The organism is Nocardioides sp. (genome assembly GCF_044226305.1).
Lineage (GTDB): Bacteria > Actinomycetota > Actinomycetes > Propionibacteriales > Nocardioidaceae > Nocardioides.
In genome coordinates this window covers 17,464-38,464 of record NZ_JBGAHF010000026.1, presented here as the reverse complement: position 1 = coordinate 38,464, position 21,001 = coordinate 17,464, and the positions used below count along the sequence as shown (strand labels likewise).

Annotated in this window: 16 protein-coding genes; 1 reads left to right on the top strand and 15 read right to left on the bottom strand. The window is 72.7% G+C overall.

Annotated features, from left to right (window positions below; translation table 11 throughout):
- On the top strand, positions 1–139 hold a 139-nt coding region (locus ACILQ5_RS19865; RefSeq protein ID WP_395659762.1), incomplete at its 5' end, for an integrase core domain-containing protein.
- On the opposite strand, the gene ACILQ5_RS19860 is transcribed toward ACILQ5_RS19865, so the two are convergent.
- From ACILQ5_RS19860 to ACILQ5_RS19790, 15 genes are all read right to left on the bottom strand, one after another.
- The gene (locus ACILQ5_RS19860; RefSeq protein WP_395659761.1) at positions 136–2,934 is read right to left on the bottom strand and encodes an ExeM/NucH family extracellular endonuclease; all 2,799 of its coding nucleotides are present in this window, start codon (positions 2,932–2,934) and stop codon (positions 136–138) included. The two genes, ACILQ5_RS19865 and ACILQ5_RS19860, sit on opposite strands and share 4 nt — an antisense overlap.
- Before the next feature lie 77 nt (positions 2,935–3,011).
- Positions 3,012–5,315 (bottom strand): bifunctional metallophosphatase/5'-nucleotidase, encoded by a 2,304-nt coding sequence (locus ACILQ5_RS19855; RefSeq protein ID WP_395659760.1) that lies wholly within the window; start codon positions 5,313–5,315, stop codon positions 3,012–3,014.
- Positions 5,316–5,480: 165 nt separating this feature from the next.
- Positions 5,481–6,095: a CDP-diacylglycerol--glycerol-3-phosphate 3-phosphatidyltransferase gene (pgsA, locus tag ACILQ5_RS19850; RefSeq protein WP_395659759.1), complete on the bottom strand. Its 615-nt coding sequence runs from the start codon at positions 6,093–6,095 to the stop codon at positions 5,481–5,483.
- On the bottom strand, positions 6,095–7,510 hold the full coding sequence (rimO, locus tag ACILQ5_RS19845; RefSeq protein WP_395659758.1) for a 30S ribosomal protein S12 methylthiotransferase RimO: 1,416 nt from the start codon (positions 7,508–7,510) through the stop codon (positions 6,095–6,097). The genes pgsA and rimO overlap by 1 nt, the downstream gene beginning before the upstream one ends.
- Before the next feature lie 82 nt (positions 7,511–7,592).
- Positions 7,593–9,395, bottom strand: a complete 1,803-nt coding sequence (locus ACILQ5_RS19840; protein WP_395659757.1) for a RodZ domain-containing protein — start codon at positions 9,393–9,395, stop codon at positions 7,593–7,595.
- Positions 9,396–9,427: 32 nt separating this feature from the next.
- The gene (locus ACILQ5_RS19835) at positions 9,428–12,037 is read right to left on the bottom strand and encodes a DNA translocase FtsK (protein ID WP_395659756.1); all 2,610 of its coding nucleotides are present in this window, start codon (positions 12,035–12,037) and stop codon (positions 9,428–9,430) included.
- A 169-nt stretch (positions 12,038–12,206) separates the two neighbouring features.
- Positions 12,207–13,523: a calcium-binding protein gene (locus tag ACILQ5_RS19830; protein ID WP_395659755.1), complete on the bottom strand. Its 1,317-nt coding sequence runs from the start codon at positions 13,521–13,523 to the stop codon at positions 12,207–12,209.
- A gap of 63 nt (positions 13,524–13,586) precedes the next feature.
- Entirely contained in the window at positions 13,587–15,272 is a 1,686-nt protein-coding gene (locus ACILQ5_RS19825) for a ribonuclease J (RefSeq protein ID WP_395659754.1), read from the bottom strand.
- A gap of 9 nt (positions 15,273–15,281) precedes the next feature.
- Positions 15,282–16,178, bottom strand: a complete 897-nt coding sequence (gene dapA / locus ACILQ5_RS19820) for a 4-hydroxy-tetrahydrodipicolinate synthase (protein ID WP_395659753.1) — start codon at positions 16,176–16,178, stop codon at positions 15,282–15,284.
- A 29-nt stretch (positions 16,179–16,207) separates the two neighbouring features.
- Positions 16,208–17,131: an LLM class F420-dependent oxidoreductase gene (locus tag ACILQ5_RS19815; protein ID WP_395659752.1), complete on the bottom strand. Its 924-nt coding sequence runs from the start codon at positions 17,129–17,131 to the stop codon at positions 16,208–16,210.
- A gap of 33 nt (positions 17,132–17,164) precedes the next feature.
- Entirely contained in the window at positions 17,165–17,659 is a 495-nt protein-coding gene (locus ACILQ5_RS19810; protein WP_395659751.1) for a dihydrofolate reductase, read from the bottom strand.
- A 16-nt stretch (positions 17,660–17,675) separates the two neighbouring features.
- A complete protein-coding gene (locus ACILQ5_RS19805) occupies positions 17,676–18,485 on the bottom strand; it encodes a thymidylate synthase (RefSeq protein ID WP_395659750.1) in 810 nt (269 codons plus the stop codon).
- 16 nt (positions 18,486–18,501) lie between these two features.
- On the bottom strand, positions 18,502–19,329 hold the full coding sequence (locus ACILQ5_RS19800) for a PhzF family phenazine biosynthesis protein (protein ID WP_395659749.1): 828 nt from the start codon (positions 19,327–19,329) through the stop codon (positions 18,502–18,504).
- Positions 19,330–19,348: 19 nt separating this feature from the next.
- A complete protein-coding gene (locus ACILQ5_RS19795) occupies positions 19,349–20,449 on the bottom strand; it encodes a hypothetical protein (RefSeq protein ID WP_395659748.1) in 1,101 nt (366 codons plus the stop codon).
- A gap of 7 nt (positions 20,450–20,456) precedes the next feature.
- The gene (locus ACILQ5_RS19790; RefSeq protein WP_395659747.1) at positions 20,457–20,972 is read right to left on the bottom strand and encodes a sigma factor-like helix-turn-helix DNA-binding protein; all 516 of its coding nucleotides are present in this window, start codon (positions 20,970–20,972) and stop codon (positions 20,457–20,459) included.
- Between the last annotated feature and the right edge of the window lie 29 nt (positions 20,973–21,001).

The window sequence follows — 21,001 nt, the reverse complement described above, 5'->3', positions numbered from 1 at the left end:
GTTCTACACCTCCGAAACCGCCCGACTCGCCGCCCTGCCAGGATGGATCCACCAGTACAACCACCACCGGCCCCACTCGGCCATCGGTAAGCGCTCACCCATCACCCGGTTGGACAACCTGGCTGGGCATCACACCTAGAACAGCTTGACGACCTTCACGTCGACGGTGTCGGCGGCGGGCTTGACCGTGTCGTTGCCCACCCAGTCGACCGTGACCGTGTGGGTGCCCGGCGTCGCGAAGGTGCCGAGGCTCGTGACCGCGTAGCCACGGACCAGGCGCACCTCGCGGGTCCGGCCGTCCCAGCTGACCGTGACGGTGCCGCTCGGGCGGGAGCCGTCGTCCGCCTGCACCTCGACCACGAGGCCGACCGGGAGCAGCTTCGCGATCGTCGTCGACGGCAGGGCCGTGGCGGTGACCGTCGCCGACGCCCGCCGGTCGACCTCGGGGAGGTCGAGCCCGACGATCTCCGGGTCGTGGTCGGAGGCGCGGAACTGGTTCGGCTGGTAGAAGTCGGTCGCGTTGTAGTTGTCCCGGCTGTACTCGAAGGCCACCGACTCCTCCGCGTTGATCTGCCAGACGTCGACGCCGGTCACCATCTCCTGCGCCGCCGGGTTGGCGAGCACGTGGTCGAGCGAGCCGGACAGCCCGTCGAAGGAGTAGGTCGACTCCCCCGGGCTCGTCGTCGACTCCAGGTTCGTGTAGCCGTGCGAGTACAGGACCTGGAGCGGGTCCTCCTGCGTGTAGGAGTTGAAGTCGCCGGTGAGGAACACCTTGTCAGTGCCCCGCGACGCCGCGAAGTCCTGGGCGAAGGGCCACAGCGCCTCGGCCTGCGCGACCCGGTCGGCGTTGGCGTTGCCCTGCCCGTCGGGGTCCGGGGTGCCGGAGCCCTTGGACTTGAAGTGGTTCACGACCACCGCGAACGCCTCGGAGTCGGGCAGCCCGACCCCCTTGAACGCCTGAGCCAGCGGCTCGCGGGCGTTGGCGAACGCCGCGCTGCCGACCAGCACCTGCGACGCGCCGACGGGGACCACCGACGAGGGCCGGTAGATGAACGCGGTCCGGATCACATCCTGCTCCGCGGTGGGCGGCAGGTCCGCGCTCGGGGGCGAGGGCACGAACGCCCAGGTCCCGGCGCCGGCGTCGGCGTTGAGGGCGTCCACCAGCGAGGCGAGCGCGTCGTCACGGTCGGCCTCGCCGAGCGCGACCGAGTTCTCGATCTCCTCCAGGGACACGATGCTCGCCCCGAGCTTGTTGATCGCAGCGACGATCTTCGCCCGTTGGCGCTCGAGGTCGTCGTCCTCGGCCGCACCACGCGGGCCGGTGGCGCCGCAGTCGTCGACCGTCACGTGGTTGCCGGCCCGGTCGTCGAAGAAGCTGCAGCTGCCCGGGTGGGTGGCCTCGTAGGCGGCACCGGTGGTGTTGAAGTAGTTGAGCACGTTGAACGTCGCCAGCCGGATGTCGCCGCCGACCTCCCCGGGTGCCGCGTTCTCGGTCCGGGTGTTCTCGAAGGTCGCCACGTCGGCACCCTCGTCGGTGACCGGGTGGGTGGGCTGCAGCTTCCAGGTGCTGTTGCGGTAGTCGAGCACCACGGGTCCGGTGAAGTCCACCGCCGCGCCGACCCGGATCGGGTTGTCGGGAGCCAGCCACGGCAGCGGGATGTTGCGGGCGTCCTGGGGCTGGTCCGGCCGCGGCAGGAAGTTGGTGCTCGAGCCGTCGTCGAGGACCACCCCCCGGTCGGCGTTGTCGGCCTCCACCGCCGCGATGGCGGCGTCATCCTGCGCGTCCGCGACGTCGGTCGGCTGGATGAGCGGGTGGTCGCCGGCGGCGAGCCCGATCTCGGCGTACTGGTTGGTGGAGTAGGTGTCGGTGACCGTGAAGTCGCCGGTGGGCGCGAAGAGCTCGCCCTCGTGGGCCTCGCGGTCGGCCGCCGCCGGCACGCCGGTCGCCAGCGGCTGCACCGCCGGCAGCGGGGTGGCCAGGTCGGTGACCGTCGGTGATCCGATCTCGGTCAGGCCACCGAACTCCGTGACGGTGCCCGTCACCTGGACCGAGTCGCCGACCGCGACCTGGGCGGCCGAGATCGACCCGAAGACGTAGACGGCGTCGGAGGCGCCGGGGGTGGCGTCCGGGACGTCGCCGCCGGTCCCGCCGGTCTGCAGGTAGAAGCCGTTGAAGCCGCCGGTCGGGTAGGCCGCGGTGACGACGCCGGTGGTCACGACCTTCTGGCTCGCGAGCGGCGAGGAGGCGCCGGTGCCCTGGATCTGGGCGATCGTGGCCGGGGTGGGGTCCGACGGCGGGGTCGTGCCGCCACCGTTGACCGCGTCCGGCGTCGGCGCCACGGCGGTGAAGTCGAGCTTGTTGACGTCGGTGTCGGTGCCGGCCGCGCTGCGCTGGAGGCTCAACGTCACGCTGTTGCCGGTCGCGGCGGCGCCCTCCGGGGCGTTGCTGGTGCCCCAGCCGAGCTTGTCCACGACGGCCGTCGAGGTCGACGGGTCGACCGGGGTCGTCACGCTGGCCAGGGTGATGGTGCCGCCGCCCGCGCCGGGGTTGAGCGACGAGGTCTGGTCGACGCCCGGGACGGCGGCGCCGTTGGTCCCGTTGCTGCCGCCCTGGACCGTGAAGTAGCCACCGGCCGGGACCGACCCGGTCAGGGGGACCGTCGTGGTGGAGGTGCCCGTGCTGGTGGGCGCGCGGTACTGGAGCGAGAGCCCGGCGAGGGAGATGGTGGCGCCGGTGGGGTTGAAGAGCTCGACGTACTTGTTGGTGTAGGTCGCGTTCGACGAACCACCGTTGAGGTAGGCCTCGTTGATGACGAGGCCGCTGCTGGCCGCGCTGGCGGGCCCGGTGGGGAGCAGCGTGAGGCCGGTGACCGCCGTGGCGAGGCCGGCGGCAACCGCCAGCGCACGTCGCGACGCCCGAGACGTCTGGGACATGGAGAACCTTCCGAGAATGCAGTTGTGGGGGGTGATCCGCGTCGGGGCCGGCCGCTCGGCCGGCCCCGACGGGGGTGCTACTTCGTGACGACCTCGATCGTCACGGTGGTGCGCGACGCCTCGGTGGAGGCGTTGCCGAGGTAGAGGACCCGGACGGTCCTCGTGCCGGGCCGGCCGAACGCCGGCAGCTTCGCCGTGGCGCGGCCGTCGGAGAGCCGGACGGTCCAGGTCTTCCCGCCGGTGCGGAGCTCGACCTTGCCGGTGGCGGGCTCGCCCGCGGCACGGACCGTGACCCGGACCGTCGGCCGCGTCTTGTCGACGACGACCTTCTTCGGGGTGGCGGTGGCGCTGGTGGTGGACGCGGCCTTCTCGAGGGTCACCGGCACCCGGACCACGGTGCCGGTCTGGTCACCGGTGACGCGCAGGACGCGGTCACCGCCCGGCAGCCCGGCCGGGAGGGTCAGGCTGACCGAGGCCCGGCCGGCCTCGTCGTCGGTGGCGCCCGGGGTGACGGTGTTGTCGACCGGGAACGTGCCGAGCTCGTGCTGGCCGAGGGAGACGGTGACCTCCGCGTCCTGCACGTCGCCGGCACCGGTCATCGCCAGCGACGACAGGTCGAAGGCGAGCGTGTCGCCCGCGCCGTACGACGCCGGTGCGCCGGCCGGCCAGGTCACGCCGACGGCGTGCTGGGCGTTGTCCACGGGCAGCGGCGCGTCGTCGGCGAACTCCGCCATGTAGTCGACCATGGCCTGCAGGTCGGTCTTGCCGGTGTCCTTCTTGTTCGTGCCGTTGGCGAGCTCGGTGAAGTTGTCACCGCCCGTGGCCAGGAACGAGTTGACCGTCACCGAGTAGGTCTGGCCCGCCTCGATCGGCGTCCCGTCGAGCCACATGCCGGTGATCGTCTTCGCGGCCGGGTCGTAGGTGTAGGTGAAGCCCTTCGACGTGCCGAGCCGCAGGAACGGCCGCGAGGAGCCGGCCGGCTGCCACTGCTGCTCGAGGACGGTCTCGATCTGCGCGCCGGTCAGGTCCATGTTGACCAGGGTGTTGGCGAACGGCTGGACCGTGGCCGCCTGCTTGTAGGTCAGCGTGGTCGGGTAGGTCGGACCGTTGCCGACCATGTCCGCGCGGAGCCCGCCGGGGTTCATGAAGGCGATCTGCGCCGACCCGGTGGTCGCGCTCTCGGTCGCCCAGCGCTGCGCCTCGGCGACCAGGTTGCCCAGGGTGGACTCGCCGCCCCGGTTCTCCTCGGACCCGCTGTTGTCCGCCTTGGGCCGCGCGGCCCGCTTGAACGGCCCGGCGATGTCGCCGAGCGGCTTCGCGCCCTGGACGTCGGCGTTGGCCTTGGCGGCGTCGACGATCTGCTGGACCTCGGGGTCGTTGGGGTAGGTCCCGGTGTTGAGGTTCAGGTTCGCGTTGGTGACCGCGAGCAGCGCACCGGTGTCCGGCTCGACGGTGAAGTCCAGCTTGTTGAGGTACGCGCCGTACTGGCCCGCCGAGACGACCGGCCGGTCCTTGACCACGTGGTCCGGGTCGCTGATCCAGTCCGCGACCGGGAACGAGCAGCTGTAGTTCAGGTGCGTGTGGCCCGAGATGATCGCGTCGACGTCACCGCTGACCCCGGAGATGATCGAGCCGAAGTCCGAGGTCGGGTCGTCGTCCATCGTGGCACAGTCGGTGCTGGGCGCGCCCTCGTGCACGAGCATCACGACGAGGTCGGCGCCGTCGGCCCGGAGCTCGGCGGCCTCCTCGTTGGTGGCGTCGACGATGTCGGTGACGGTCAGCCCGGCGATGCCGCCGGGGCTGACCAGCTCGGGCAGGTGCTCGGTGATCGCCCCCACGAACCCCACGGTCACCCCGCCGACGTCCTTGGTCCAGCTGGGCGCGATCTCGTCGGCGTCACCCGGCTCGTCGATGTTGGCGGCGATGTACTGCCACTGCGCGCCGCCCTTCGGGTTGCTGGTGGCGTCGTAGGGCGCCATCACCCGGTTCACCAGGTCGTCGTACCCCTGGTCGAGCTCGTGGTTGCCGACCGCGGACACGTCGAGGTCCATCGCGTTGAAGATGTCGATCGTCGGCTTGTCCTGGTCGATGAACGACTCGAAGGTCGTCGCGCCGATCAGGTCGCCGGCCACGGCGAAGATCGTGTTCGGGTTCTCCGCCCGGAGCTGGTCGACGGCGCCGGCGTACTTGGCGGCACCGGGGATGTCCCGGTCGGGCAGCAGGCGCCCGTGGAAGTCGTTGGTCCCGATGATCTGGATGTCGACCGGGTCGGCCGCGTGGGCCGCGCTCCCGATCAAGGTGGCGGACGACGCGACGAGGGCGAGTCCGGAGGTGGCGACGAGGGCACGGATGCCCCGTCGCGCCCGAGAGCTGGGTGGCACGGTGGGAGACCTTTCGGCACTGATGGCTGGCTGTCGGCGCTAGACAACCTCATCGGACCGGAAGAAATCCAGACCTGGGGTGAACTGGTCGTAACGATTGCGGCACGAACCGCCCTCCGCCGGGAGTCCCGCCGTCGGTGGGAGGTCGAGGTCTCGACCCGACCGTCAGGACGAGCGGAGGGCGGCGCGCTGCTTCCAGACGTCGCGGTAGAACTCGTACCCGGACCAGAGCGTGAGGGCGACCGCCACGGCCAGGCAGACCTGCGCCGCGTAGAAGAGCACCTCGCACGGCACCTGCAGGCCCGAGGGCAGGTCGGGGTTGAGCAGCGGCAGGCAGAGGACCCCGAGCGCGATCGCCTGGAAGGTCGTCTTGATCTTGCCGATCTCGGCCGCCGCGATGACCACCTTCTTCAGCACCGAGAGCCGGAGCAGGGTCACGCTCCACTCGCGGAGCAGCACCAGGATCGTCACCCACCACCAGATGTCGCCGACGATCGAGAGCCCGATGAACGCCATCCCGGTGATCGCCTTGTCCGCGATCGGGTCGGCGATCTTGCCGAAGTTGGTGACCAGGTTGTGCTTGCGGGCCAGGTCGCCGTCGATCTTGTCGGTGACCATCGCGGCCACGAAGATCACCGCCGCCACGCAGCGCCAGGTGATGTCGTCGCCGCCGTCCACGAGGAGCGCCCAGCCGAAGAACGGCACGGAGACGATCCGCAGCGTCGTGAGGACGTTCGGGACGTTCCAGTTGCTCGGCTGGGTCTGGGCCGCCTCGGTCATCACAGGACCTGAGCGTAGAGGTCCACGCCCTCGGACCCGACGACAACCGCCCGAACGAGGTCCCCGACCTGCAGGCCGGAGCCCTCGACGACGTACGTCGAGCCGTCGACCTCGGGACCCTGGTGGGCGGCCCTCCCCTCGACCGCCTCGGCGCCGCCGTCCGCGGTGACCGACTCGACGAGGACCTCCACGGTCTCGCCGATCCGCTCGGTGGCGCGCTGCGAGGTCAGCTCCTCGACGAGCGCGCCGACGTGCTCGGCACGCGCGCGCACCTCGTCCTCGTCGAGCTTGCCGTCGTACGACGCCGCCTCGGTGCCGTCCTCGTCGGAGTAGCCGAACACGCCGGTCACGTCCATCCGGGCGGCGACGAGGAAGTCGCAGAGCGTCTCGAGGTCGTCCTCGGTCTCGCCGGGGAACCCGACGATGACGTTGCTGCGCACGCCGGCCTCCGGCGCCAGCGCCCGGACCTGCTCGAGCAGGCCGAGGAAGCTCTCGGGGTCGCCGAAGCGGCGCATCCGCCGCAGCACCGTGGCGCTCGCGTGCTGGAAGGACAGGTCGAAGTACGGCGTCACGCCCGGGGTGGTCGCGATCGCCTCGATCAGCCCCGGGCGGGTCTCGGCGGGCTGCAGGTAGGAGACCCGGACCCGGTCCACGCCGTCGACGGCGGCGAGCTCGGGCAGCAGCGTCTCGAGCAGCCGCAGGTCGCCGAGGTCCTTGCCGTAGCTGGTGGAGTTCTCGCTCACGAGGAACAGCTCGCGGACGCCCTCGCCGGCCAGCCAGCGCGCCTCCTGGAGCACGTCGCTGGGCCGCCGGCTCACGAACGAGCCGCGGAAGGCCGGGATCGCGCAGAACGAGCAGCGCCGGTCGCAGCCGCTGGCGAGCTTGAGGGCCGCCGTCGGGCCGGGATCGAGCCGCCGTCGTACGGACGCGGGGCCGGAGGCGTGCCCGGGCACGGGGGTGGTGGACAGCGAGCGCTCGACCGGCGTGATCGGGAGCAGCAGCCGCCGGTCCTGCGGGGTGTGCGCCTGGTGCGACTCCCCCGCCACGATCGCGCGCAGCCGGTCGGCGATGTCGGGGTAGTCGTCGAAGCCGAGCACCGCGTCGGCCTCGGGCAGCGAGTCGGCGAGCTCCTTGCCGTACCGCTCGGCCATGCACCCGACCGCCACGACCGCCTGGGTCCGGCCGGAGGCCTTGAGGTCGGCGGCCTCCAGGAGGGTGTCGACGGAGTCCTTCTTGGCCGACTCGACGAAGCCACAGGTGTTGACGACGACGGTGTCGGCGAGCGCCGGGTCGTCGACGAGGCGGAACCCGTCGGCCTCGAGCCGGCCGGCCAGCTCCTCGGAGTCGACCTCGTTGCGGGCGCACCCGAGGGTCACCATCGCCACGGACAGGAGGTCGGGCGCATCAGTCGTCATGGTCCCCCGAGTATCGCAACCCGTGGCGCGGGACCCCAATCGCCCGCTCCCCCGACCCGGCACGTCGCGCCGGCTCGGCGAGCTAGTCGGCGGCGGCGAAGGTGTTCTGCGCAGGCTGGCCGTCGGCACCCAGCGGTCCGCGCTCCTCGCCGTCGACCGTCACCCGGAGGCCACCGTCCGAGGACTGCACCCGCACCGGCGGGGCCGCCTTGAGCGTGCGGCTGTCGCCGAAGGCCAGGTCGCCGTTGAAGACGATCTCCCCGGAGCCGTCCCGCACCACCACGTGGGCTCCGCCGGAGGACGCGTCGATGACCACCGGCACGGCGGGGCCGAGCTTGCCCGGGCTCGACGGCGAGCCGTTGAGCACGGGCTGCGAGTGCAGCTCGACCGGGCTGTCGGTGATCAGCCGGACGATCGACCAGGCCAGCACGATCGCCATCACGGCCGCGACCAGCACCGACCAGTTCGGCCCGCCCCGGGTGCTCCGGATGGGGCCGCCCTCGCTGGTGGCGAGCTCCGCCTCGAACACCCGGCGGGCGTCGATCGGCGCGTCGGCGTACCGCTCGTCGTACGACGCCAGCAGGGGTGCCACGTCGACGCCGAGCACCCGCGCCAGGGTGCGCAGGTGGCCACGGGCGTAGAAGTCACCGCCGCAGGGCGCGAAGTCGTCGACCTCGATCGACTCGATCACGTGCGGCCGGATCCGGGTGCGGTCGGCGAGCTCGTCGACGCTCAGCCCGAGCCGGGTGCGCGCCGCGGCGAGCTCCGGTCCGATGACCGGGTCGAGGGCCGGCGCGGGCGCCAGGTCGTCGATGACCAGCGGCTCGACCGCCGGGCCCGGCTTGGCGATCGGGCTCACCCGGTCGCTCCAGACGACGGTGTCCTCCACCAGGTCGACGCTGCCGGGACGGCGCAGCTCGCGCGCCTCCGGGAACCGGTCGGACGGGTGGTCGGTGTCGTCGTCCGCCGGGTCGGCCTTGAGCGCGGCGGCGCCCTCGAAGCGCACCTCGGACCGCACCCCGCCCACGGCGTCGCGCAGCGGCAGCGGCGTCGCGCTGGCGGCCATCGGCGGCAGGCCGACCGTCGGCTCGGCGTCGTGCGGGGTCCGTCGCGGCGCGCCGGCTCCGGGCGTCCCGTCGAGGTCGGCGTCGTCGTCCGCGTCGTCGGCGTGGTCGAGGGCGTCGAGGTCGTCCTCGGCGCGGCGCAGCTGCAGTCGCTCGGCCAGGTAGCCGATGCCGCGGGCGATCGCCGGGCGCGGGTCACGGACCCGGCGCCGGCCGGCGGCCTCCGGCGCGTCGTGCTCGTCCAGGTCGTGCTCCGACCACTCGTCGGCGTCCTCGTCCAGCCGCTCGTCCAGGTCCTCGGCCAGGTCGTCCGGGTGCTCGTCGGGAAGGACCAGGTCGTCGGGCTCCCCGTGCTCGGGCTCCGGCTGCTCCTCGACCACGAGCCCGGGGTCCCCGGCCAGCGTCTCGAGCGCCGCGGTGAGGTCACCGTCGGCTCCCAGCACCCGCGTGGACAGCGAGAGCGGCACCGCCAGCAGGGCGGTCCCCTCCTCCCGCGGCACCAGCACCAGCCGTCCGTCGTGGAACAGCCCGCGGCGGGGGCGGTGCTCGACGTGCTCGATCTCGTCCCACGGGAGCCCGTGCCAGGTGCGCCCCTTGCGCAGCCGGACGCCGTGCTCGTCGGCGACGAGCAGGGGCACCCGCGCGTCGACCAGTGACTGGAGGTGGGCGACCGCGATCGCGCCGGTGACCAGCACCAGCGCCCAGTCGAGCCATCCTCCCCCGGCCCCGGCACGGGCGAGGTAGGCGATCGCGACGATCGACGCGACCCCACCCACCGCGGCCGCGACGCGGGCGTCGGTCCGGACCTCGACCGGCGTCACGCCGGTCCTCTCCTGCAGATCTGCGCTGAGGTTCACATCTCCCCCTGGAGGGTCGCGATCACGGCATCGATCTCGTCGGGCTTGACCAGCACGTCGCGTGCCTTGGAGCCCTCGCTGGGCCCCACGACGCCGCGACTCTCGAGGATGTCCATCAACCGGCCGGCCTTGGCGAAGCCGACCCGGAGCTTGCGCTGCAGCATCGAGGTGGAGCCGAACTGCGTCGACACCACGAGCTCGATCGCCTGGACCACGAGATCCATGTCGTCACCGATGTCGTCGTCCAGGTCCCGCTTGGCCTGCGCCGGCGCGGTGACGTCCTCGCGGTACGACGGCTCCAGCTGGGTCTTGCAGTGGTTGACCACCTGGTGGATCTCGGCCTCGGTGACCCAGGAGCCCTGCACACGGACCGCCTTGGAGGCGCCCATCGGCAGGAACAGCCCGTCGCCCTGGCCGACCAGCTTCTCCGCGCCGGGCTGGTCGAGGATGACCCGGCTGTCGGCGAGGCTGGAGGTGGCGAAGGCGAGCCGTGACGGCACGTTCGCCTTGATCAGCCCGGTCACGACGTCGACCGAGGGCCGCTGGGTCGCGAGCACCAGGTGGATGCCGGCGGCCCGGGCGAGCTGGGTGATCCGGACGATCGCGTCCTCGACGTCGCGCGGGGCGACCATCATCAGGTCGGCGAGCTCGTCGACGATCACCAGCAGGTAGGGGTACGGCGCCAGCTCGCGCTCGCTCCCCGCGGGCAGCTCGACCTTGCCGGCCCGGACGGCCTTGTTGAAGTCGTCGATGTGGCGGTACCCGAAGTTGGCCAGGTCGTCGTAGCGCAGGTCCATCTCCCGCACGACCCAGGCGAGCGCCTCCGCGGCCTTCTTCGGGTTGGTGATGATCGGGGTGATCAGGTGCGGCACGCCCTCGTAGGCGTTCAGCTCGACCCGCTTCGGGTCGACCATGATCATCCGCACCTCGTCGGGCGTGGACCGCATCAGGATCGAGGTGATCATCGAGTTGATGAAGGACGACTTGCCGGAGCCGGTCGCACCGGCGACCAGCAGGTGCGGCATCTTCGCGAGGTTCGCGACGACGAAGCCGCCCTCGACGTCCTTGCCGAGCCCGGCCACCATCGGGTGGTGGTCGGCCCGGGCGGTGGCCGAGCGGAGCACGTCGCCGAGGGAGACGATCTCCTTGTCGGAGTTGGGGATCTCGATGCCGATCGCGGACTTGCCGGGGATCGGGCTGAGGATCCGCACGTCGGCCGACGCGACGGCGTACGCGATGTTCTTCGAGAGCGCGGTGACCTTCTCGACCTTGACCGCGGGCCCGAGCTCGACCTCGTAGCGGGTCACGGTCGGGCCCCGGGTGTAGCCGGTGACCTGTGCGTCGATCCCGAACTCCTCCATGACCTGCGTCAGCCGTTCGACGACGGCGTCGCTGGCCTTGGAGCGCGGCTTGTGCGGCGAGCCCGGCTTCAGCACGTCGTTGGCGGGCAGCGCGTAGGCGACGTCGCCGGACAGCGCCAGCTGCTCGACGCGCGCCGGAAGCGGCGTGTGCGGCGGGGGCTCCAGCTCGGCCTTGGTCTCCACCAGGTCCGGGCTCGGCGGGGGCTCGACCGGGTCGGGCGCGAAGATGTCGAGCCCCTCGTCGGTGGTCTCCAGGCGCTTCTTGCGGCGGCGCAGCTCGCGCTCGGCGAGCACCGGGCTGTCGTACGCCGGGTTCCCCATGTCGGGGTCGATCTCGTCGTCCACCTTCGGCCGCCGGCGCGAGCGGGTCGCCGGCATCGACTGGGTGGCGTCGGGGTCCTCCGCGTCGCGGGGCGCCCGGCCGAGCAGCCGGTCGCGGGTGTGGCCGAGCTTCACCGGCACCTGGTAGAGCGGCGTCGCGGTGATGATCAGGACGCCGAAGAACGCGAGCAGCGCGAGCAGCGGCACCACGACGTACTCCGAGCGCAGCAGGTCGAGCAGCAGGCTGGCGACGACGTATCCGATCGCGCCGCCCGCGGTGCGCAGGTCGGAGGTGTCGCCGAGCTCGGGCTGCGGGTTGCCGGAGGCGATCTGGACGATCCCGAGCAGGCCGAAGGCCAGCATCGTCCAGCCGACGACCTGGCGACCGACCGGGCCGTGGTGGACGGGGTCGCGCATCGTGCGCCACCCGACGAAGAGGAGCGCCAGCGGGACGAGGAAGCCGACCTTGCCGACCGAGCCCTCGACGACCGTGCGGGTCGCGTCCATGACCGAGCCACCGAGCTGCCACCAGACCGCGGCAGCGACGACGACCGCGGCGCCGAAGAGGGCCAGCCCGATCCCGTCGCGGCGGTGCTCGGGCTCCAGCTCACGCGCGGTGTGCCCGATGCTGCGGGCGACCGCGCCGACCCCGTGGGCGATGCTCAGCCAGACCGCGGCGACGCCGCGGAAGACCATCGCGAAGAAGCGCGCGACCGGTCCGGGCCCGCTGCGGACCGCACGCGGTGCGGGCCGCCTGGACGCGGGCTTGCGACCCTTCTTGGGGGCAGGCTTGCGCTTGGGGCTGGTACTCCGGGATCGGGTGCTCGAGCCGCTGCGACCGGTGCTCCGCGACGTCGTCGCGGTCCTCGACGTGGACGTGCTCTTGCTCCGCGACCCCGGCGGGGAAGACGTACGGGTCGCCATGCCACCACCCTACGCAGGCGTCACTCCCGTCACACGCATCACAGGGGTGCGTGTCTTGGGCCACTGCCCCGCTGTCACGCCCTGTCACGTGCTGTTCCCAGGGGCCCGCACCACCGTGGGAAGGCGCAGTGACACGGCGTCACAGCACCTCGGGCCGCGCCGGCAGGGGTCAGCGCGCGGTGAACCACCGGAGCAGGTCGGCCCGGCTCGGTACGCCGGCCGCCGGCTGCCCGGGCTCCGAGGTGACGATCCGCGCCCGGGTCCCCGGGGCCGTGCGGGCGTCCCAGGGGTAGCCGTCGCAGGAGCCGTCCTCGTCGTTCGGGCAGGTGTTGGTGCCACCGCCGCCCCACGCCTCGTCGGTGCCCTCGCCCCCGTCGAGCACGTCGTCCTCGTCGCCGCCGAGCAGGTAGTCGTCGCCGCCGCCGGTCTCGGCGTCGACCGGGCCGTCGAGCACCTGGAAGAAGTCGTCCGCGTCGGTGCCGTGGAACGTCCAGTCGGCGTCGCCCCAGAGGATGAAGGCGTCGACGTTCGACCAGGTGACGGTCTTGGTCCGCTCCCCCGAGGTGAACGTGGCGCTCTGCGAGCCGCTGTCGACCACGGCGGCGAGTCGCGGACCCCCGAACCACAGCTGGGGGTCGAGCTCGATCTGGTTGCCGCCCGGGCCACCGTCGATCGGTCCCGGGGTCCCAGCTCGGACCTGGCGGCTGATGAAGTCGAAGCCCGCGCCGCCGTCGATGGTCGTCGGGCGACCGCTCCCCGCGATCACCCAGTCCGGCCCGTCGCCGCCGGCCACGGTGTCGGCGCCGCTCGTGCTGATCAGGAAGTCCCGTCCGTCACCTCCCGCGAGCGAGTCGTCGCCGCGGTCGTCGACGACGAGGTCGCGACCGCCGCGCCCGTCCATGCGGTCGTCGCCCCGACCACCGTCGAGTAGCTCGCGCAGCCTCGAGCCGAGGAGCACGTCGTCCCCGCGGGACCCGTCGACCTCGAGGTACCGCGACCGGCGTACGCGGTCCTCGCCCTCGCCGGTCGCGGTCCCGGACCGGAGGTCGACCGTCACCGGCCGGGCGCTGTCGGCGAAGCTGACGGTGTCGAGACGCGTGATCACGTCCCGCTCGTGCCGGAGGTCGACGTGCGGGTCGAGCAGGTCGTCCCCGGGACCGCCCACGACCACGTCGCCGGTGACGAGGGTGCGGCTCGGGCGCTCGACACGGCCGTCCTTCCCGCCGTGCAGGGCGTCGTCCCCCGGGCCGCCCACGAGCAGGTCGCCACCGGGTCCGCCGCACACCAGGTCGTCACCCGCGAGCGCCTCGACCTGGTCGTCGCCGGCGAGAGCGGCGATGACGTCCGGTCCGGCGGTGCCGCGCAGGTGGTCGTCGCCCGGTGTGCCGACGACGGTCGCGACGTGGCCGTAGCAGGTCGGGGTCGCCGCGTGGGCCGTGGAGCCGGTAGCGGTCAGCACCGCTGCGGGCAGGGTGAGGGTGAGCACGAGGACAGGACGCAGCACAGGGACTCCCGAGAGATCGGTCGGTGTGGTGGGGCGGCCGCCGGGTCAGGCCTCGATGACCACCGGGATGATCATCGGCCGGCGGCGGTGGGTGTTGCTGACCCAGCGGCCGACGACCCGGCGGACGGTCTGCTGGAGCTGGTAGCTGTCGGTGTTGCCCTCGGCGATGGCGGCGTTGATCGCGTCGCAGATCGGCTGCTTGATCGCGTCGAAGGTCTCGTCGTCCTCGGCGAACCCCCGCGCGTGGATCTCCGGGCCGGCCGAGACCTTGCCGCTGACCGAGTCGACGACCACGATCACCGAGATGAACCCCTCCTCGCCGAGGATCCGGCGGTCCTTGAGGTCGGACTCGGTGATGTCGCCGACCGACGAGCCGTCGACGAAGACGTAGCCGCAGTCGACCTTGCCGGAGATCGCGGCGACCCCGTCGACCAGGTCGACGACGACGCCGTCCTCGGCGATGACCACGTTCTCGACGCCGGTGGCCCGGGCCAGCTCGGCGTTGGCGAGCATGTGCCGGATCTCGCCGTGCACGGGCAGCACGTTGCGCGGCTGCACGACGTTGTAGCAGTAGAGCAGCTCACCGGCGCTGGCGTGGCCGGAGACGTGTACGAGCGCGTTGCCCTTGTGCACGACGTGGGCGCCCCAGCGGGCCAGGCCGTTGATGACCCGGTAGACCGCGTTCTCGTTGCCCGGGATCAGGCTGCTGGCCAGCAGCACCGTGTCGCCGGCCTCGATGTGCACGAAGTTGTGGTTGCGCTGCGCGATCCGGCTCAGCGCGCTCATCGGCTCGCCCTGGGACCCGGTGGAGATCAGCACCTGGCGGTCGACCGGGAGGTCCGCGAGGTCCTTGGCGTCGACGAGGACGCCGGGCGGGACCCGGAGGTAGCCGAGGTCGCGGGCGATGCCCATGTTGCGGACCATCGAGCGGCCGACGTACGCCGCCTGCCGCTCGTGGGCGTACGCCGCGTCCAGCACCTGCTGCACGCGGTGCACGTGCGACGCGAAGCAGGCCACGATGATCCGCCGCTCGGAGTCGCGGAAGACCTGGTCGATGACCGGCGTGATCGACTTCTCCGCCGGGGTGAAGCCGGGCGTCTCCGCGTTGGTGGAGTCGGTGAGGAAGAGGTCGACGCCCTCCTCCCCCAGCCGGGCGAACGCACGCAGGTCGGTGATCCGGCCGTCGAGGGGCAGCTGGTCCATCTTGAAGTCGCCGGTGTGCAGGACCATGCCGGCGCTGGTGCGGATCGCGACGGCGAGGGCGTCGGGGATCGAGTGGTTGACCGCGACGAACTCCAGGTCGAAGGGGCCGAAGCTGATCCGGTCGCCCTCCTTGACCTCGTGGTGGACGGTCTCGCGGAGCCGGTGCTCGCGCAGCTTGCTGCCGAGCAGCGCCAGGGTCAGCTTCGAGCCGACCAGCGGGATGTCGCCGCGCTCCCGGAGGAGGTACGGCGTCGCGCCGATGTGGTCCTCGTGACCGTGGGTCAGCACCAGCGCCTCGACGGTGTCGAGGCGGTCGCGGATCGAGGACCAGTCCGGGAGGATCAGGTCGACGCCGGGGTGGTGGTCCTCGGGGAACAGCACGCCGCAGTCCACGATGAGCAGCCGGCCCTCGTGCTCGAAGGCCGTCATGTTGCGGCCGACCTCGCCCAACCCACCCAGCGGGATGACCCGGAGACCCCCCTTCGGCAGTTCGACCGGTGCGGAGAGCTCGGGATGGGGGTGACTCATCGATGTCCTTTACAGGAGGCCGGAGGCTGCGAGACCAGCTCGGAGCGCGGCCACCTCGTCGTCGTCGAGCGGGACCAGGGGGCCGCGCACGTTGCGGTTGTCGAGCACCCCGAGCAGCTGGAGGGCTGCCTTCGCGGTGGTCGCGCCGTAGTTGGGGACGCCCATCACGGCGTCGATCGCCGGCAGGAGGCCGGTGAAGATCTCGAGTGCCCGGGCGTGGTCGCCGGCCCAGAACGCCTCGGCCATCGCCCGGGTCTGGTCGCCGGCGGCGTGGCCGACCACGGAGACGAAGCCGACGGCGCCGTGGGCCAGCCAGCCGAGGTTGCTGGCGTCGTCACCGGAGTAGACGGCGTAGCCCAGCTCGACCAGCCGGACGCCGCGCTTGTAGTCGCCGACCGCGTCCTTGACGGCGACGACGGACTCCAGGCGGATCGCCTGCTCGTAGGTCTCGAGCGAGATCTGGGTGGCGGTGCGGCCGGGGACGTCGTAGAGCATCACCGGCACGTCGGTCGCCTCGGCGACGGTGCGGAAGTGGTGGAGGACGCCGGCCTGGCCGGGCTTGCTGTAGTAGGGCGTGACGAGCAGCAGCCCGTCGACACCGATCTTGGCCGCCTGCTCGGCGAGCTCGACGGAGTGCGCGGTGGAGTTGGTGCCGACGCCGGCGACGATCGTCGCCCGGTCGCCGACGGCGTCCTTGACCGCGGCCAGGATCGCGCCGTCCTCCTCGGTCGTCGTCGTGGGCGACTCGCCGGTCGTGCCCGAGACGACCACGCCGTCGTGGCCGTGGTCGACCAGGTGGGTGGCGATCCGGGCGGTGCCCTCGAGGTCGACCGAGCCGTCGTCGTGGAACGCGGTGGCCATGGCCGTCAGGACGTGGCCGAAGGGAGCGGCGGGCACGGACGTCATGGGCGACAGGCTATCGCTCGACGGCCCGATCACACGTTCGGCATGACCTCGGCGGCGACCAGCCGGAGGTGGTCGAGGTCGTGCAGGTCGAGGAACTGGAGGTAGATCCGCTCGGCGCCGACCTCGCCGAACCGGCGGATCGTCTCGACCGCCTCGTCCGGCGTCCCGGCCACGCCGTTCTCGCGCAGCTCGGCCTTGTCCCGCCCGATCGCCTTCGCCCGGCGCTCGACCTCCGCCTCGTCGGCACCGACGCAGACGACCAGCGCGTTCGACCAGGTCATCGTCGCCGGGTCCCGCTCGACCCGCTCGCACGCCTCGCGGACCCTCGCGAACTGCGCCCGGGTGTCGTCCACCCCGGCGAACGGGACGTTGAACTCGTCGGCGAACCGCGCCGCGAGCGCGGGCGTCCGCCGCTTGCCGTGCCCGCCGACCAGCACCGGCGGCCTCGCCTGGGTGGGCTTGGGCAGGGCCGGACTGTCGCTCAGCCGGTAGTGCGTGCCCTCGAAGGAGTACCGCTCGCCCTCGGGCGTCGCCCACAGCCCCGTGACGATCTCCAGCTGCTCCTCGAAGCGGTCGAACCGCTCCTTCGTGCCGGGGAACGGGATGCCGTAGGCGCGGTGCTCCTCGGTGAACCAGCCGGCCCCGATGCCGAGCTCGACGCGGCCGCCGCTCATCTGGTCGACGTTCGCGACGCTGATCGCGAGCGGGCCGGGCAGCCGGAAGGTCGCGCTGGTCATCATCGTCCCGAGCCGGATCGTGCTGGTCTCGCGGGCGATGCCGGCCAGCGTCACCCAGGCGTCGCTCGGGCCGGGCAGCCCCTCGCTGCCCATCCCGAGGTAGTGGTCGGACCGGAAGAACGCCCCGTAGCCGAGCGACTCCGCCTCCTTCGCGACGGCCACCAGGTCGTCGTAGGTGGCTCCCTGCTGGGGTTCGGTGAAGGCGCGCAGCTCCATGGCGCCAGCCTGTCAGGGCGGCCCAAGCGGGACCTACAGCCGGTCGGAGGCACGCACCAGGAACACGCGCTCGTAGCCCTCGTGGGCCTCCCGGCAGGTCTCCAGCCACCGGCCGGGGTCGTACGCCGGGTAGTGCGCGTCGCCCTCGGGCGCCAGGTCGACCAGCGAGAGCACCTGCTCGTCGGCGTGCGGCAGCGCGGCGGCGTACACCTCTCCCCCGCCGGCGACCATCACCTGGGGCGCCGGCTCGCCGGGCACCGTGTCGGCGAGGTCGAGCGCCTCCTCGATCGAGTGCGCGACCAGCACGCCCTCCCCCGCCGGGCCGGGCGACCAGGACGGCGAGCGGGTGAGCACGATCGTGGTCCGGCCCGGGAGCGGCCGGCCGATGGACTCGTACGTCGTCCGGCCCATCAGCAGCGTGTGGCCCATCGTGAGCGCCTTGAAGAGCGCCTGCTCCCCGGGCAGCCGCCACGGGATGTCCGGCCCGTCCCCGATGACGCCGTTGCGCGCCACCGCAGCGACGAGCACGACCCGTCGACCGCCCCTAGACGGCAATGGGTGCCTTGATCCCGGGGTGCGGGTCGTAGCCCTCGACGGCGATGTGCTCGAGGTCGAAGGCGTCGAGCGCGGTGACCGAGGGGTCGAGGACCAGGGTCGGCAGCGGCCGCGGGTCGCGGGTGAGCTGGAGCCGCGCCTGGTCGAGGTGGTTGAGGTAGAGGTGGGCGTCGCCGAGGGTGTGCACGAAGTCGCCGACCTCGAGGCCGGTCACCTGGGCCACCATGTGGGTCAGCAGCGCGTAGGAGGCGATGTTGAACGGCACGCCGAGGAACACGTCGGCCGAGCGCTGGTAGAGCTGGCACGACAGCCGGCCCGGCCCCGACTCCTGGGGGGCGACGTAGAACTGGAACATCGTGTGGCACGGCGCCAGCGCCATGTCCGGGACGTCGGCGACGTTCCAGGCCGAGACGATGTGGCGGCGCGAGTCGGGGTTGGCGCGGATCTGGTCGACGACCTGGGCGACCTGGTCGACGTGCCGGCCGTCGGGGGTCGGCCAGGAGCGCCACTGGTAGCCGTAGATCGGCCCCAGGTCGCCGTTCTCGTCGGCCCACTCGTCCCAGATCGTGATGCCGCGGTCCTGGAGCCACTTCACGTTGGTGTCGCCGCGCAGGAACCACAGCAGCTCGCCGAACACCGAGCGGGTGTGGACCTTCTTCGTCGTCACCAGCGGGAAGCCCGCGGTCAGGTCGAAGCGCATCTGGTGGCCGAAGACCGAGAGCGTGCCGGTGCCGGTGCGGTCGTCCTTCTCGACGCCCTCGTCGAGGACCCGCTGGAGGAGGTCGAGGTACTGCTGCACGCCCCGAGCCTAGACCTCAGAGGTCGACGGATCCGGCCACCGTCGTGCGGGTGTCGCCCCCCACCCAGACCTCACCCGTCCCGGGAGTCCCCACCAGGCTCACGTGCACCCGGCCGGCCCGCTGGAGGACCGTCCCCTGGCCCGCCACGTACGACCTGGGGAGCCGCGTGCCCGCGAGCCACTGACCGACGCCGGCGTTGAGCGAGCCGGTCACCGGGTCCTCGGGCATGCCGTAGCCCGGGCAGAACGCGCGCAGCTCGACCGCGAGCGGGCCGTCGGCGTACGGCCCGACGACGCCGATCTTGAGGTCGCCGAACGCCGCCCAGTCGGGCTCCAGCGCGAGCACGGTCGCCGCGTCGGCGAGCAGCACGCCCACCCAGCCGGGCCCGTTGTCGATCCACGCCGCGTCGACGAGGTCGTCGCGCCCGACGCGCAGTGCCGCCGCGATCGCCTCGAGGTCGGCCTCGTCGACCGGGCCGGACCGCGTCAGCGGCGGCGCCGCGAACGACAGGCGGTCGCCGCGGCGGATCGTCACGAGACCGGCCCCGCACTCCTGCACGACGTCGTCGCCCGCGGGCACACCGCCGGCCTCGAGCCACGCGTGCGCGCTGCCGAGGGTGGGGTGACCGGCGAACGGCAGCTCGCCACCCGGCGTCCAGATCCGCAGCCGGTAGTCCGCGGCCGGGTCGGTGGGCGGGAGCAGGAACGTGGTCTCGGACAGGTTCGTCCAGCGGGCGAACGCGGCCATCTGCTCGTCGGAGAGGCCGGCCGCGTCGTGCACGACCGCGACCGGGTTGCCGAGCAGCGGCTCGGCGGAGAAGACGTCGACCTGGCTGAAGCGCATGGGCAGCAGGCTAGGGCCACTAGTCGGCGAACATGGCCCGGCCACCGTGCGTCCGGACCGGCAGCAGGTCGTTGCAGCGACGCGACTCCAGGTCGCACCGGCGCAGCACCAGCAGCGAGCCGATGTCGCCGTCGAGGTCGGCACCCTGCAGGTCCGAGACGTTCGCCACCAGGTAGGTGATGTCGCTGTGCGGGCCGAACGCCGCGTCGACGACCCGCTCGTCCGGGGCGACGCCGCTGGGCAGGCGCTGGCCGCTGCGGGTGTCGTAGAGCAGCGGCCGGTACGGCGACCCGGGCTCCCACGGCCCGGGCTCGCGGGTGAGCACCCAGGTGCCGCCGGGCGAGACCTTGGCGCCCTCCCCGGGGCGCACGAACGAGACGTTGAAGAACGGCTGCACCATCTCGATGCGACGGCCCCGCTGGTAGACCCGCGTCGCCGAGCCGACGCCGGCGAGCTCCTGGGCCCCGATCGGCTCGGCCTCCGTGCCCGGCACCCCGGCCTGCCAGCTGAAGGCACCGCGCTCGTCCTCGGCGTAGACCCGGTCCTGGTCGATCGCCACCAGGCGGGTGTCGGGCGAGACGTCCATCGTGGCGAGCACCTCGTCGGTGGCCACCGACCAGACGACGATGCTGGTGTCGCCGGTCTCCTCGTGGTGCAGCCAGGCGGCCCAGTTGTTCTCCGAGGACCCGAGCACGCCCGTGTCCGGTCCGCCGGAGCCCACGAAGGTGCGGGTGCCGCGGGCGTCGACGACCGCGACCCGGCCGTCCTCGTCGACGTAGACGACGCTCTCGCCGACCTCGGCGGCGTCCACGACGTCGGGGATCTCGGCGACCACCGACTCCAGGTGCAGCCGGCTGTCGGCGTACCACGGGTTGGCGACCGGGTTGTGCACCGCGACCACGCGGACCGGTCCGGGCTCGTCCGGCCCGGACGACCGGGAGCTCACCCAGGCCCCGGCACCGACGAGCACCAGGACCGCCGCGCCGACCCCGGCCACCAGGCGTCGCCGGTGCCGGCGCTGCTCGCGGGAGCGGTCGACCACGGCGTCGTACGGCGCGGGCGGGACGTCGATCGTGCCGGCGGCCGTGCGGAAGACGTCCTCGGCCAGGTGCTCGCTCACCGACCGGTCACCTCCCCGTCATCTCGCGCAGCGCGGCGAGGTCGATGCCCGCGAGCGCCGTCCGGACCCGGGCCCGCACCACGTCCGCCGGCACGTCGAGCACGTCGCCGACCTGGAGGTCGTCGAGACCGGCGACGAAGCGCAGCACCAGCACCTCGCGCTGCTCCGGCGTCAGCCCGGCCAGCTGGGCCTCCAGGGCCAGGCGCATCCGGACCAGGGGGTCCTCGCCGGCGGTCGGCTGCCCGGTCGGCTGCCCGGTCGGCTGGGGGTCCTGCTCCGGCACCGCGCCGCCACGCCCGCGGCGCTGCCGGCCGCGCCACTCGAGCAGCAGCATGCGGTAGACGTGGGCGTCGACGTCGTCGGCCTCGCGGACCTGCCGCCACCCCGTGTGGCAGCGCGCGAGCGCGGTCGAGGCGACCTCCTCGGCCTCGGGCTGCGGGCTGCCGAGCAGCACCACCGTGCGGACCAGGAACGGCCAGCGCGCCGCCAGGTAGGCGGCGAAGTCGCTGTCGTCCGCGGGCATGGGCCCATTGTCCCGCCCGGTGGTCGGCC